Source organism: Streptomyces sp. NBC_01233 (assembly GCF_035989305.1).
GTDB lineage: Bacteria > Actinomycetota > Actinomycetes > Streptomycetales > Streptomycetaceae > Streptomyces.
Window position 1 is genome coordinate 2,885,870 of record NZ_CP108514.1, and the last position, 13,738, is coordinate 2,899,607.

A 13,738-nucleotide genomic window follows, 5' to 3' on the forward strand; every position below is an offset into this window, starting at 1 on the left:
GCGGCGCGCAGGCTCGGCCCCGGACCGGCGGTCCGGGTCTGGGCCGGAGCCCCGGCGGTCGGGCCGCGCAGGCTGTCCCCGGGGCCGGTGTACGTGCTCACGCGATGCGGACGCCCTCGCCGCCGACCCTGACCCGGGGGTCACCCGCACGCAGTTCGACCGTGAGCACCCCCGGGCGGCCCATGTCCTCGCCCTGGTGGAGGGTGAGCACGGCGTCCGCCGGTACCAGCCCGAGCTCCCGGGCGTACGCGCCGAACGCGGCCGCGGCGGCCCCCGTGGCGGGGTCCTCGACGACGCCGCCGACCGGGAACGGGTCCCGTACGTGGAACTCCGCGGGGCCCGCCCGGTGCACCAGCTGGACCGTGGTGAGGTCCAGGCGCCGCATCAGGGCCTCCAGCCGGGCGAAGTCGTAGGCGAGGTCCGCGAGCCGGGCCCGGGTGGCGGCGCCGAGCACCAGGTGGCGGGCTCCGGCGTAGGCGATCCGGGGCGGGAAGGCCGGGTCCAGGTCCCCCACCGGCCAGTCCAGCGCGGCCAGCGCCTCGGCGAGGTCGGCCGCTCCGATCTCCTCGACGTGCGGCTCGACGCTGGTCAGCGTGGCCCGCAGCCGCCCGCCGTCCTCGGCGGTGACGGACACCGGCACGGTGCCCGCCCGGGTCGCGAGGAGCAGCTCCCCCGGCCCGGTCCGCTCCGCCAGTGCCACGGCCGTGGCCACCGTGGCGTGCCCGCAGAAGGGGACCTCCCCCTTCGGGCTGAAGTACCGCACGGTGAAGGACCGGTCCGACGGGGCGCCGAGCGCCTCGGGCGGGGCGGTCAGGAAGGCCGTCTCGCTGTACCCCAGCCGGGCGGCGATCGCGAGCATCGCGCCGTCGTCCAGCCCGGCCGCGTCGAGCACGACCCCGGCGGGGTTGCCGCCGTCGGGGTCGTGGGAGAAGGCGGTGTAGCGCAGTACCTCGGTATCGGTCATGCGGCCATGATCGTCCGGAGTGCCGTGCGGGGTCCAGGCCTTTCGTGCCGGGCGGGGTGGACGACCCGCGGCGGGGTACGCGCAGGGCGACCGGCACGCACCGCGAGAACGGGGACGACGATGACCGGGCATCCTGACGAGGCCGCCGTGGAGGCCGCCCACGAGCCGCACGACCCGGCCCCGGGAGAGCGCGCCGGCGTCGACCGGGTGCGCGCCGAGGCCGTCGGGATGGGGCACCACCAGGCGGAGGCCGCGCTGGAGGCGGCCCGTGCGGAGGGCGCCGACCCGGCCGTCGTCGCCGAGTGGGAGCGCATTGAGGAACACCTGGCCGCGCACCGGGGCCCGTACGCCCCGGACGCCGATCCGTTCGTCCAGGGCCTGCTCACGGCTCGCACCCGGCACGGGACCGACTAGGTCCGGTCCGGAGCCGGGATCCAGGAGCCGCCAGGGCCCCCTCTACCCCCGCCCGATGTACGGCATCGACGTCGCCATCACCGTCGCGAACTGCACGTTCGCCTCCAGCGGGAGCTCCGCCATGTGCAGGACCATACGGGCCACGTCCGCGGCGTCCATCACCGGTTCGACGGCGAGCTGTCCGTTGGCCTGGAGGATGCCGGTCTGCATCCGCTCGGTCATCTCGGTCGCCGCGTTGCCGATGTCGATCTGGCCGCAGGCGATCCGGTGCGGACGCCCGTCCAGCGACAGGGACTTCGTCAGGCCCGTCATCGCGTGCTTGGTGGCGGTGTAGGCGATGGAGTTCGGGCGCGGCACGTGCGCCGAGACGGAGCCGTTGTTGATGATGCGGCCGCCCTGCGGGTCCTGCTGCTTCATCTGGCGGAAGGCGGCCTGTGCGCACAGGAAGGCGCCGGTCAGGTTGACGTCCACGACCGAGCGCCAGGCCTCGTAGGTGATGTCCTCCAGCGGGACCCCGCCGGGCCCGAAGGTGCCCGCGTTGTTGAAGAGCAGGTCGAGGCGCCCGTACCGGGCTCGCACTGACTCGAACAGCGCAGTCACGTCGTCCGGGTGGCTCACGTCCGCCCGTACGCACAGCACGTCGGCGTCGGCTCCGGCCGCGGCGGCGGTCTCCTCCAGCGGCTCGGTCCGGCGGCCCGCGATGGCCACGGACCAGCCCGCCGCGGCCAGGGTCAGCGCCACGGAGCGGCCGATGCCGGATCCGGCGCCGGTCACCACGGCGATCTTCTTCGTACGTTCGTCCATGGGGCCGCAGGGTACGTCACACCGCGGCCCGGTCCCCGGACGTTCCGATTGCTGAGAGCATGGGTCGGTCAGGGGTGCGTAAAGCAGATGAGAAGACTGGAGTTCCGCATGTCGGAGAGAGGCCCCGCGACGGCCGCCTCGCACGACTCGTCGCCCGAATCGCCCTCCGCCCCCGCCACGACGAAGCCCCTGGCTGCAGCACGCCGCACGGGCCTGCTCGTCACCTTCATACTCGGCGGGCTCACCGCCCTCCCCCCGCTGTCCATGGACATGTACCTGCCGGCCCTGCCGCAGGTCACCGATGCCCTGAACAGCCCCGCCGCGACCATCCAGCTCACCCTCACGGCCTGCCTCGCCGGCATGGCCCTGGGCCAGCTCGTCATCGGCCCGATGAGCGACAAGTGGGGCCGCCGCCGGCCCCTGCTCGCCGGCATGGTCGTCTACGTCCTGGCCACCGCGATCTGCGCCCTCGCGCCGACCGCCGAGCTGCTGATCTCCTTCCGGCTGCTCCAGGGCCTGGCCGGCGCCGCCGCGATCGTCATCGCACGCGCCGTCGTACGCGACCTGTACGACGGTGACGAGATGGCCCGCTTCTTCTCCACCCTGATGCTCATATCCGGGGCCGCCCCGATCATCGCTCCGCTCATCGGCGGCCAGGTGCTGCGCTTCGCCGACTGGCGGGGCGTCTTCGTCGTCCTCACCGGCGTCGGCACGGTCCTCACCCTGATGGTCTGGCGCAGCCTCGGCGAGACCCTGCCGCCCGAGCGGCGGCACACCGGCGGCGTCGGCTCCGCCCTGCGGACGATGCGAGGGCTGCTCGGCGACCGCGTCTTCACCGGCTACACCCTGACCGGCGGCTTCGCCTTCGCCGCCCTCTTCTCGTACATCTCCGCCTCCCCGTTCGTGGTGCAGGAGATCTACGGGGCTTCGCCCCAGGCCTTCGCCCTGCTCTTCGGCCTCAACTCCGTCGGCCTGATCATCGTCGGCCAGATCAACGGCAAGCTGCTCGTCGGCCGGGTCAGCCTGGACAAGATCCTGGCCGTCGGGCTCGGGACCGTCATGGCCGCCACGGTGGCCCTGCTGCTGATGTCGACGGGCGTGTTCGGGGAGGTCGGGCTGACCCCGATCGCCGCCGCGCTGTTCGTCCTGATGTCGGCGATGGGCGTGGTCCTGCCGAACACCAACGCCCAGGCCCTGATGCGCACCCCGCACGCCGCCGGCTCCGCCTCCGCGCTGCTCGGCACGTCCTCCTTCCTGATCGGCGCGATCGCCTCGCCCCTGGTGGGGATCGCGGGCGAGGACACGGCCGTCCCGATGGCCCTGGTGCAACTGGTGTGCGCCGTCCTGGCCCTGAGTGCCTTCCTCGGCCTCTGCCGCCCCTGGCAATCCAGCCCCGCCGGCGTGTGAGGCGCGGGGTCGGGGGCGGAGCCCCGGGTCCGGGCGCAGCCCGGCCGGCGGTGCCACTGCAGCCCACGGCATAAACTTCGCAGGTGAACGCCTTTGCCCCCACCACCGCCGAGACCCTCCGCAGCACGCTCGGCGGGCTGCTCGACGGGCTCCCGCCGAAGCAGGCCGCGGCCGCCGTCGAGCGGCTCATCGCCAGCTACCGGGGGCAGACCCCGACCGACGCGCCCGTACTGCGCGACCGCTCCGACGTGGCGGCGTACGCGGCGTACCGGATGCCGGCCACCTTCGAGGCCGTACGGGCCGCCCTGGACGGGCTGGCCGAGGCGGCGCCGGGCTGGGCGCCGGGCTCGCACGTGGACGTGGGCGGCGGCACGGGCGCCGCGACCTGGGCGGTGGACGCCACCTGGGACGGCCCGAGGGAGACCACGGTGCTGGACTGGGCGGAGCCGGCGCTGAAGCTCGGCCAGGAGCTGGCGCGGGCCTCCGCCTCGCCCGTGCTCCGCGCGGCGCAGTGGCGTCGGGCCGTCATCGGCTCGGGGCTGTCCCTGCCCGACGCCGACCTGGTGACGGTCTCGTACGTCCTGGGCGAGCTGACCCCGCAGGCCCGTACGGCGGTCGTCGCCGAGGCGGCGCGGGCCGGGCAGGCGGTGGTGCTGATCGAGCCGGGCACGCCGGAGGGCTACCTGCGCATCCGCGAGGCCCGCGACCAGCTGATCGCAGCCGGGCTGCGGGTCGCCGCCCCGTGCCCGCACGACGGGACCTGCCCGATCGAGGTCGGCCAGGACTGGTGCCACTTCTCGGCGCGGGTCAGCCGGTCCTCCCTGCACCGGCAGGTCAAGGGCGGCTCGCTCCCGTACGAGGACGAGAAGTTCAGCTACGTCGCCGCGACCCGCTTCCCGGTGGAGCCGACCGCCTTCCGGATCACGCGCAGGCCGCAGATCCGGAAGGGGCTCGTCCTGCTGGAACTGTGCGGCCCCGAAGGAGAGGGCCTGACCCGGGTCAACGTGACCAAACGCCACGGCGACCTCTACAAGGCGGCGCGGGACGCCGACTGGGGCCAGGCCTGGCCGCCGCCCTCCGAGGAGGAGGACTAGGGCCGCAGCTCCTGCGTACAGCACTTCACGCTGCCGCCGCCCTTGAGCAGTTCGCCCAGGTCCATCGGGACCGGCTCGAACCCCCGGTCCCGCAGCGGCGCCAGCAGGCCGGTGGCCGCCTGCGGGAGCAGGACGTGCCGGCCGTCGGAGACCGCGTTCAGGCCGAGTGCGGCCGCGTCCCGGGCGTCCGCGATCAGGGCGTCCGGGAAGAGGCGCCTGAGCACGCCCTGGCTGCCGGGCGAGAAGGCGTCCGGGTAGTACATGATCTCGTCGCCGTCGAGGACGCTGAGTGCCGTGTCCAGGTGGTAGTAGCGCGGGTCCACCAGGTCGAGGCCGATGACGGGCCGGCCGAAGAACTCCTGGGCCTCGTCGTGCGAGAGGGGGCTGGAGCGGAAGCCGCGGCCGGCCAGGATGTAGGTGGCCGTGACCGCGAAGTCGCCCTCGCCCTCGTTGACGTGGGACGGCTCGTGGACGTCCTGGTAGCCGTGGCTGCGGAACCAGTCGAGGTGGATCTCGGCCTCGGCGGCCCGTTCCGGGTAGGCGAACCGGGCACCGAGCACCCGGCCGTCGACGACCAGGGCCCCGTTCGCCGCGAAGACCATGTCGGGCAGGTCGGGCTCGGGTACGAGGGTCTCGACGGTGTGGCCGAGGGCGCGGTAGCGGTCCCTCAGGTCTTCCCACTGGGCGTGTGCGAGGGGCAGGTCCACCGGTTTCGTGGGATCCATCCACGGGTTGATGGAGTACGTGACCTTGAAGTGTGCGGGTGCGCACATCAGGTAGCGCCGGGGTGTGGCGTCTCTGCGCAAAGAAGGCTCCTCACGACTTTCACGACTCGGGACGAGTGCGGAAGAGAATCGTCTCTCCTCCCGCTGGACGACACAGTGAACTGACCGGGTGGTTTACGCAACCATAGGAAGACGAGACGTCTCGCTTTGATAGCTTCGGGCCATGACCAAGACCCCTGACGCCACCCGCCGCAGCGACCGCTCCCGGCGCGCCATCCTCGACGCCGCACTCACCCTCGTCGGGGAGGTCGGCTACAACAAGCTGACCATCGAGGCCATCGCCGCCCGCGCGGGCGTCGGCAAGCAGACCATCTACCGCTGGTGGCCGTCGAAGGCCGCCGTCCTCCTCGACGCCTCGCTGGCTCTCGCCGGCGACGCGGAGACCGAGGGCGGGTGGACCGGCTTCCCCGACACCGGGGACCTCGCGGCCGACCTGAAGTCCGTGCTGCGGGCCACGGTCGACGAGTTCAACGACGAGAAGTACGAGGCTCCCGCGCGCGCCCTGACGGCGGCCGGGGCCACCGACCCCGAACTCGGCGCCCGCTTCACCGAGCAGCTGCTGGAGCCACAGCTCGCCCTGTACGAGGCCAGGCTGAAGACGGCCCGGGAGGCCGGCCAACTCGCACCGGACACCGATCTGCGGCTGACGGTGGAGATGCTGCTCGGACCGCTGACGTACCGCTGGCTCATGCGCACCGCGCCCCTGACGCACGCTTACACCGACGCTCTGGTGGACCGGGTGCTGGGCGGGGTGGCCAACGTCACCGCCCGCTAGCCGGCCGGTGACCGGCGACCACCCGAGACCATTTGCCCTGATGATGGGGGTATACGGGGGTTACCGCTCACCCATCCCCGGCCCCCCGGTCGTCAAGAGCGGTCACCCGGGGCGCAGGATGGTGGGACGATGTGAAGGTCCGCCGGGGATACGGTGAGGTGAGGGGATAGATGGGGTCTGAGTCCGGCCGCGTCAAACGCGGCGAGCAGAGCAGGATTTCCCAGTGGCTGCGCCGGCGGCAGAAACCCACCGCCGAGGACCCCGCACGAGAGCGTGAGGCGCTCCTCCTGGCCGTCGCCGCCGCCGGTCTGCCGCTCGCCCCCGCCGCCCATCCCGCCGGTTACCGATGTTCGTGCGACCGGATCGGCTGTCCGACGCCCGCACGGCACCCCGTCTCCTTCGCCTGGCAGACCCAGTCGACCACCGACCGCGCCCAGGTCGAACGTTGGGCGCGCAACCAGCCCCAGGCCAACTTCATCACCGCGACCGGCATGGTCCACGACGTGCTCGACGTCCCGCTGGAAGCCGGCACCGCCGCGCTGGCCCGCCTGCTGGAGGCCGGCATCGAGGTCGGCCCCGTCGCCGAGTCCGGCGGCACCGGCGAGCAGGCCCGGATGCTCTTCTTCACCGCCACCCGCGGCACCCCCGAGGACGAGGACGAGTGGTGGCCGTGCGAACTGGACTGCCACCCCGAGACGATGGACGAACACCCCGGCCTGCGCTGGCACTGCCGCGGCAGCTACGTCCTGGTCCCGCCGGCGGCCCTCCCCGGTGACCTGGCGGTGACCTGGCTGCGCGGCATGGAGCACCCCCTGCCGGACCCGCTCACCCTCCTCGAAACCCTGACGGACGCCTGCGCCACGTACGCGGGCGCCGCCGACCGCACCCCGGCCACGGTCGCCTGGCCCCTCGGCCACTAGCCCCGGCGGCCGCCGCCGCTTGACTCTTCGGCGCTCCGCCCCAGCCCGGGTACGACGCCACTGCGCAAGCGTCCCCGGGCTGCGCCCGGGCCTCCTGGGGCTCCGCCCCAGACCGGGGGCAGAGCCCCCGGCAACGGCGCGTCAGTGGTGGATCTGGGTGACGACCACGTCGAGGGACCACGCCTTGCCCGGCTTTGCAGGGGCCTCGGCCTCGACCACGTAGCCCAGGTCCCGCAGGGCCGTGACCAGTTCGGCGGGCAAGCGGGGGGCGGAGCCCGACAGGAGCAGATCCCGGACCAGGCGGCCCTTCGTCGCCTTGTTGAAGTGGCTCACCACCGAACGCTTCTCCACCCCGTCCACCACCTGCGAGTGCAGCACCCGCACGGTCGCCGTCCGCCCCGCCACCTCCCCCTTCGGCTTCCACGCGGCCGTGTACGCCGAAGACCGCAGGTCCAGGACCAGCCCCTCCCCCGCCGCCTCGGGCATGACGGAAGCCATCGGCCCCCGCCAGTACGCGCCGAGCGCGCCGAGCCCCGGCAGCTTCACGCCCATCGAGCAGCGGTACGAGGGGATCCGGTCGGTGACCCGCACCGCGCCCCACAGCCCCGAGAAGACGAGCAGCGCGTCCTCCGCGCGCTTGCGTGCCGCCGCGGGCAGGTCGGCCAGACCCAGCGCGTCGTACAGCACGCCCGTGTAGATCTCCCCCGCCGGGCGGGCCACCGCCGAGCGCAGCTCCACGTTCTTCGCGACCTCGCCCCGCAGGCCCTCGCTCAGCCCCAGCACCTCGCGCGCCTTCGGCTCGTCCGCCGCGCACAGCTCGACCAGTTCCTCCAGCACCGCCGCACGGGCCGGGGCCAGACCGGGCAGCGACAGCGACTCCGGCTTCAGCGGTGCGCCGGAGCCGCCGGCGGCCTTTCCTTCGGACGGCGGCAGCAGCACGAGCACGGTGGTTCTCCTTCAATACGACACGGCGCAGGGGATGCGGCCCCCGGCCAGGGTAGACGGCTCGCCGTGCCGTCCGGGCCGCCCGACCATAGGCTCGGTCCATGCCACGCCGTCAGATGCACATGACCGGCGCAGACGGGGCTGCTCTGCGGGCCGCACTGCGTGAACTGCGGACGGAGCTGGAGGTGTCCGCGGACTTCTCGGCGGCGCTCCTCGCGGAGGCCGAGCACGCGGCCGCGCACCCCCACCTCCCAGCCCTGGACAGCACCGACATCCGCTTCTTCACGATCGATCCGCCGTCCTCCGTGGACCTCGACCAGGCCCTGCACCTGGCGAGGCGCTCCTCCGGCGGCTACCGCGTCCACTACGCCATCGCCGACGTCGCCGCCTTCGTCACCCCCGGCGGCCCGCTCGACGAGGAGACCCACCGCCGCGTCGCCACCCTCTACTTCCCCGACGGGAGGGTCCCGCTGCACCCGCCCGTGCTCTCGGAGGACGCGGCCAGCCTGCTGCCCGGTCAGACCCGTCCCGCACTGCTGTGGCGCTTCGACCTGGACCCCGACGGCCGCGTGGAGACCGTCGACGTGCAGCGCGCCCTCGTCCGCAGCCGGGCCAAGCTCGACTACGACGGCGTCCAGAAGGCCATCGACACCGGCACGGCCGAGGAGCCGCTCGCCCTGCTGGAGGACGTCGGCCGGCTCCGCGAGGCCCTGGAACAGGAGCGCGGCGGCATCTCGCTCAGCGTGCCCGAGCAGGAGGTCGTCGAGCACGACGGCACGTACTCCCTGTCCTACCGCGCCCCGCTCCCCGCGGACGGCTGGAACGCACAGATCTCCCTGATGGCCGGCATGGCCGCGGCCGATCTGATGCTGGCCACCGGCACGGGCATCCTGCGTACGCTGCCGAGCGCCCCCGACGGCGCCGTCGGCAGGCTCCGCCGGGCGGCGAAGGCGCTGCGGATCGACTGGCCGCACCACGTCCCGTACGCCGAACTCGTGCGCTCACTCGATCCGCACCGCCCCGTCCACGCCGCCTTCCTCCAGGAGTGCACGGCCCTGCTGCGGGGCGCCGGCTACACCGTCTTCACCGGCGGCGAGACCCCCGACCCGGCGATCCACTCCGCGGTGGCCGCCCCGTACGCCCACTGCACCGCGCCGTTGCGCCGGCTCGCCGACCGGTACGCCGGCGAGCTGTGCGTGGCGGCGGTCGCCGGGGCCGAGCCCCCGCAGTGGGCGGTGGCGGCCCTGGACGCGCTCCCCCGGGAGATGGCGGTCGGCACCCGCCTGGCGAACATGGCCGAGCGGGAGTCGGTGGACCTCGTCGAGGCGGCCGTGCTCAAGGACCGCGTCGGCGAGACCTTCGAGGCCACGGTCATCGACGTCGACGACCGGGAGCCGCTGGTCGGCACCGTCCACCTGGAGGACCCCGCGGTCGTCGGACGCGTCGAGTCCACCACGCGGGAGCTGCCGCTGGGCGACCGCATCCGGGTCCGGCTGACGGAGGCCGACCCCGGCTCGGCGAAGGTCCTCTTCGCCCCGGCCTGAGGACCGCTCCGCGTCCTACGCGGGCTGCCGCAGGGCGGTGACCAGCGCGCGCGGGTCGTCGGCGTGGAAGCGGACGGTCCGCGCCTCGGCCGTGGCGCCGAGCGGGCGGGTGAAGGGGAGGGGCCGGTTCAGCTCCAGGGTCACCGTGGTCTGGCTGCCGACGATCAGGTCGAGCACCCCGTCCTCGGACAGCGTGACCAGCCGGCCCTCGGGGTAACGGCGCTCCACCCGTACCGAAGCCACCGCGTCCGGCGGTACGGCGAGGTCGAAGAGGGCGCCGTAGCGGATCAGCAGGGACCCGTCCGGGCGGACCACGTGCGGCCGGGTGACGCAGGCGGCGTGCAGGGCGAGCACGATGAGGATCCCGTACACGTCGAGCACGAGCACCACCCGGTGGACCGCCGGCCAGGGGATGAGGAAGGCCAGGGCCACCGTCTCGACCACCGACACGAAGAGCATCCCGTACATCATGGCCGTCTGCGGTCCGGTGTACGCGGCGGCGAGGTCGCCGGGGCGGACCCCGTGCCGCCTGCGCACGATCCACCTCCCGAGGGCGGCGAGGGCGTGCAGCTCGTGCCGCAGCAGCCGCCGGACCTGAACCGGGACCACGGCGCGCACGGCCTCCCGGCCGGCCTCCCCGCGGGCGGCGCCGCGGGCGCGTGCGGCGGAGTAGAACCCGCGCAGCACCCAGGCCTCCAGCAGGACGACCCCGAGGACGAGGACCTCGGCGGCGGCCAGGGCCCACCCCGGCGGCCGGACCCCGGCCGCCAGGCACATCACGAGCCCCAGCTCCGCCGGGACGACGGCGGTGGCGGCGATCCGCGCCGCACGTATCGTGCTCATCGCGCTCCTCCCCTCCCCTTCTCCATGAACGCCTCCATGACCAGGCGTACGACTTCGGCCTGCGCGGGCGCGTACTCGGCGAGCAGCGCCTCCTTGAACCCGGGCACGACCACCCCGTCGGAGGGAATCGCGGCGAACACCTCGTCGGGGACGGCCGCCACGAGCTCCGCCGCCAGGGGCGGGATCCGCGGATCGTCCACGGCGGCGTCGGCGAGCTCGTCCAGCCGCTCGTACAGCACGAGCACCGCGGGATCGGCGGCCAGCGGGCCGAGCGCGGCGTAGAGCTCCTGGCCGCCCGTGCCCGCGGCGTCGATCAGCGTGAGGTGCTCCCGGTCCATCGCGGCGGTCGGCGAGGCCGTCGGCGGCGCCTTCGCCAGCAGTTCGGCGAGCGCGGGCGAGAGGGGCTCGCCCTCCCCCGGCCCGGCGGCGAGCAGCACCGCGAGCCGCCGGCGCCGTTCCACGATCTCGGCCTCCTGCCGGGCCAGGTCGGCATCGAGCTCTTCGAGTACGTCGGCCAGCTCGCGCCCGGCGTCGTCCGCGAGGACGTCGCGCACCTCGTCGAGGCTGAGCCCGAGCTCGGTGAGGCGGCGTACGCGGGCGAGCAGGACCGCGTCGCGGACGCTGTAGGCCCGGTATCCGTTGGGGCGCCGCTCCGGCTCCGGGAGCAGCCCGACATGGTGGTAGTGCCGGATCGCCCGGGTGGTGACCCCGACGACCGCGGCGATCTCTCCGATCCGCATGAGCCCCAGTAGAAACCCTGCCGTTGCGTCAAGGTCAAGTGCTGACACGTTGCAGGTAGCATGTCCACCACGGCAGACGAGTCGGCCGGGCGGCCGCGTCGGGATCCTCAGATCCCGCCGAGGAACGTCCGGGCTCCACAGGGCAGGGTGGTGGGTAACGCCCACCCGGGGTGACCCGCGGGACAGTGCCACAGAAAACAGACCGCCGGGGACTTCGGTCCTCGGTAAGGGTGAAACGGTGGTGTAAGAGACCACCAGCGCCTGAGGTGACTCAGGCGGCTAGGTAAACCCCACCCGGAGCAAGGTCAAGAGGATCCGTCCCCGGACGGGTCTGCGCGAACGATCGAGGGCTGCCCGCCCGAGTTCGCGGGTAGACCGCACGAGGCCGGTGGCAACACCGGTCCTAGATGGATGGCCGTCTCCCCGGCGACCGCGAGGTCACCGGGCGACAGAACCCGGCGTACAGGCCGGCTCGTCTGCCCAACGGGCTCCTGACCTGCCCAGGAGCCCGTTTTTTCATGATCCAGAATCATCGTGGGCGGAATCTGGGGAGATCCACTTCCCTAGGAAGCTTCGGGGGGCTCGGCCTCTTCGGCCGGCACCATCCAGGCGCCCAGGGCCGCGAGCGCCCGGCGCCCCGACTTCGGCATGAAGTGCACGTAAGTCCTCAGCGTGAACGCCGGATCGGTGTGGCCCAGCCACGCAGCCAGCTGGGTAATGGTCTCACCCTCAGCCAGGACGACGCTAGCGAAGGTGTGCCGGGTGACGTGGAAGCCCTCCTCGCGCGGCATCTTCCACGCCGTCCGCTTCCACGGCTTCTTACCCTTCCCCTGCACCCACTCATATTCGGGCTCCGGAATCACCTTCGCCCGGACGAGCGCGGGCTTCCAGTTCTTCTCGTCGAAGGTGCTGCGATTGATGGCTCCGCCGCCGGCACCGCCGGTCCTTGCGGTGGTCACTAGTAGACGTACTGTCCGTCTCGGGCGCTTCGCCCACTCAAGATTGGGCCGGTCTGGATCCACCCAGGGCAGCGTCACCTCGATGGTCGGGAATACCTTGGCGTAATCCGTAATGGCGGCAGCCAGCTCCGGCGGGCACGGAGCCGTTCGAGTCTTGTTTCCCTTCGGCGGTGCGAAGGCTGGCCGGCCGCCCACCAAGACGACCTGGCGCACGACGTTGATCTCGTCGCCGTTCACGTCGTCCGGGGAGAAGCCGAAGCACTCCCCCTGCCGCAGGCCCGCGCCGACTGCCAGGTTCAGGAGGATGTCGTATCGTGACCCGAGGGCCTTCCGCATCGCGGCAACCGTCTCCTTGGCCCACGCCTGTGCCTTCGACGGCGGGGACGCAGGAGCCGACAGATCAGCGTCCCTGAAGGGGTTCTCGGGGATCCGCTTGGCTTTGTGCGCGGCCTGCATGATCGAGGAGAAGTGCCGCCACGTGGTGCGCACGGTGTTGACGTCGATGTCCTCTTCAACGCGGGTGAGCCAGCGCCGGACTTCGTCGTGGCCGATGCGGTTCAAGGGCAGGTGCCCCACGTGGGGAAGGATGTGCCGAAAGACGCGGGATTTCATGGATTGCTTGGTGGTGGGCGGCTGCCGAAGGTTCGGCCACCAATGCGTCCGGACGTACTCGTCGAGAAGCATGTTGCCGTCACGCGGATCGTAGAAGGTCCCGCGGCTGGTATCGGTGGCGGAGTCCTTCAGCCACTTCTTGGCACCGTCCGGGCCTTCAAGCTTTTCGAAGCTGCGGTCGCGTGCGCCGGGGATCCCGGCCACCCGCCACCGCTTGCCCTGGCCGTGCCGTTCGGTCTCAACCCGCGTGGGCTTGCCCGTCTTCGGATACTGGATCCCCACCGGCAACGACGCCGAGTACCTGCAGCTGTTCGCCTACGACAAGACCCTCCGGGGCTGAGAGGGTCGGCATGCCGGGTATCGACTACGACCTTGAGTTCCTGGAAGACGGCCGCACGATCGAGCTGATCTCGATCGGCATGGTCTGCGACGACGGCCGCGAGTACTACGCGGTCAGCGCGGATCTCGGCGCCCGAACCTGGAGCGGCCGGCGGCTACGGCGCCGCATTCGGCAGCACGGCTGGCTCATGGCGAACGTCATCCCCGGCCTGCCGCAGGCCCACGGCGACTGGCGCAACCACATGCCGCAGTCCTGGCTGTTCAACTACGAGGACCCTGCGGTGAAGCCCCGCGCGCAGATCGCGGATGAGGTCATGGACTTCATCCGTGCGGCCGGTCCCAACGTCCAGCTGTGGGCGAACTACGGGGCCTACGACCACGTCGCCCTCGCGCAGCTGTGGGGCCGGATGATCGACCTGCCTGAGGGTGTCCCGATGTTCACCAACGACATCCAGCAGGAACGGTCCCGTCTCGGCCTCGCCTGGGATGACCTGCCCCAGCAGGAGAGCGGCGAGCACAACGCGCTCGCCGACGCCCGCCACAACCAGACCGTCCGGCGCTGGCTCGCCGAACGCGCCTAGAAACGGATCGCC

Annotated in this window: 13 protein-coding genes, 1 other RNA gene and 1 pseudogene; 8 read left to right on the forward strand and 7 right to left on the reverse strand. The window is 72.6% G+C overall.

Features of this window, described 5'->3' with window-relative positions; all coding sequences use genetic code 11:
- Positions 1-97: 97 nt before the first annotated feature.
- Positions 98-964 carry a PhzF family phenazine biosynthesis protein gene (locus OG332_RS13375; RefSeq protein ID WP_327413678.1) on the reverse strand — a complete coding sequence of 289 codons (867 nt, stop codon included), beginning with the start codon at positions 962-964 and terminating at the stop codon, positions 98-100.
- Positions 965-1,084: 120 nt separating this feature from the next.
- Here OG332_RS13375 and OG332_RS13380 point away from each other — a divergent pair, with 120 nt between their 5' ends.
- Complete coding sequence (locus OG332_RS13380) at positions 1,085-1,378, forward strand: hypothetical protein (protein ID WP_327413679.1); 294 nt, start codon at positions 1,085-1,087, stop codon at positions 1,376-1,378.
- Between the two features lie 42 nt (positions 1,379-1,420).
- Here OG332_RS13380 and OG332_RS13385 read toward each other — a convergent pair whose 3' ends face one another.
- Complete coding sequence (locus OG332_RS13385) at positions 1,421-2,182, reverse strand: SDR family oxidoreductase (RefSeq protein ID WP_327413680.1); 762 nt, start codon at positions 2,180-2,182, stop codon at positions 1,421-1,423.
- A gap of 108 nt (positions 2,183-2,290) precedes the next feature.
- Here OG332_RS13385 and OG332_RS13390 point away from each other — a divergent pair, with 108 nt between their 5' ends.
- Positions 2,291-3,589, forward strand: coding sequence for a Bcr/CflA family multidrug efflux MFS transporter (locus tag OG332_RS13390; RefSeq protein ID WP_327413681.1), 1,299 nt, complete (start codon positions 2,291-2,293; stop codon positions 3,587-3,589).
- An 83-nt stretch (positions 3,590-3,672) separates the two neighbouring features.
- The gene (locus OG332_RS13395) at positions 3,673-4,683 is read left to right on the forward strand and encodes a small ribosomal subunit Rsm22 family protein (RefSeq protein WP_327413682.1); all 1,011 of its coding nucleotides are present in this window, start codon (positions 3,673-3,675) and stop codon (positions 4,681-4,683) included.
- On the opposite strand, the pseudogene ddaH reads toward OG332_RS13395, so the two are convergent.
- Positions 4,680-5,534: pseudogene (gene ddaH / locus OG332_RS13400) on the reverse strand (dimethylargininase); the annotation flags it as partial. The gene OG332_RS13395 and the pseudogene ddaH overlap by 4 nt on opposite strands.
- Before the next feature lie 97 nt (positions 5,535-5,631).
- Here ddaH and OG332_RS13405 point away from each other — a divergent pair.
- Together OG332_RS13405 and OG332_RS13410 are read left to right on the forward strand one after the other, a co-directional pair.
- The gene (locus tag OG332_RS13405; protein WP_327413684.1) at positions 5,632-6,243 is read left to right on the forward strand and encodes a TetR/AcrR family transcriptional regulator; all 612 of its coding nucleotides are present in this window, start codon (positions 5,632-5,634) and stop codon (positions 6,241-6,243) included.
- A 170-nt stretch (positions 6,244-6,413) separates the two neighbouring features.
- Entirely contained in the window at positions 6,414-7,163 is a 750-nt protein-coding gene (locus OG332_RS13410; protein ID WP_327413685.1) for a bifunctional DNA primase/polymerase, read from the forward strand.
- Between the two features lie 141 nt (positions 7,164-7,304).
- On the opposite strand, the gene yaaA is transcribed toward OG332_RS13410, so the two are convergent.
- Positions 7,305-8,108 (reverse strand): peroxide stress protein YaaA, encoded by an 804-nt coding sequence (gene yaaA / locus OG332_RS13415; protein ID WP_327413686.1) that lies wholly within the window; start codon positions 8,106-8,108, stop codon positions 7,305-7,307.
- A gap of 101 nt (positions 8,109-8,209) precedes the next feature.
- On the opposite strand from yaaA, the gene OG332_RS13420 reads away from it, so the two are divergent.
- Positions 8,210-9,652, forward strand: a complete 1,443-nt coding sequence (locus OG332_RS13420; protein ID WP_327413687.1) for an RNB domain-containing ribonuclease — start codon at positions 8,210-8,212, stop codon at positions 9,650-9,652.
- 15 nt (positions 9,653-9,667) lie between these two features.
- Here OG332_RS13420 and OG332_RS13425 read toward each other — a convergent pair whose 3' ends face one another.
- Together OG332_RS13425 and OG332_RS13430 are read right to left on the reverse strand one after the other, a co-directional pair.
- On the reverse strand, positions 9,668-10,495 hold the full coding sequence (locus tag OG332_RS13425; protein WP_327413688.1) for a hypothetical protein: 828 nt from the start codon (positions 10,493-10,495) through the stop codon (positions 9,668-9,670).
- Positions 10,492-11,235: a MerR family transcriptional regulator gene (locus OG332_RS13430; protein ID WP_327413689.1), complete on the reverse strand. Its 744-nt coding sequence runs from the start codon at positions 11,233-11,235 to the stop codon at positions 10,492-10,494. The genes OG332_RS13425 and OG332_RS13430 overlap by 4 nt, the downstream gene beginning before the upstream one ends.
- A gap of 77 nt (positions 11,236-11,312) precedes the next feature.
- On the opposite strand from OG332_RS13430, the gene rnpB reads away from it, so the two are divergent.
- Positions 11,313-11,714: RNase P RNA component class A (gene rnpB, locus OG332_RS13435), an RNA gene on the forward strand.
- Positions 11,715-11,798: 84 nt separating this feature from the next.
- On the opposite strand, the gene OG332_RS13440 is transcribed toward rnpB, so the two are convergent.
- Complete coding sequence (locus OG332_RS13440) at positions 11,799-13,010, reverse strand: tyrosine-type recombinase/integrase (protein ID WP_327413690.1); 1,212 nt, start codon at positions 13,008-13,010, stop codon at positions 11,799-11,801.
- A gap of 146 nt (positions 13,011-13,156) precedes the next feature.
- Between OG332_RS13440 and OG332_RS13445 the strand changes: the two genes are divergently transcribed.
- Complete coding sequence (locus tag OG332_RS13445; RefSeq protein ID WP_327413691.1) at positions 13,157-13,726, forward strand: 3'-5' exoribonuclease domain-containing protein; 570 nt, start codon at positions 13,157-13,159, stop codon at positions 13,724-13,726.
- The last annotated feature ends 12 nt before the right edge of the window (positions 13,727-13,738 follow it).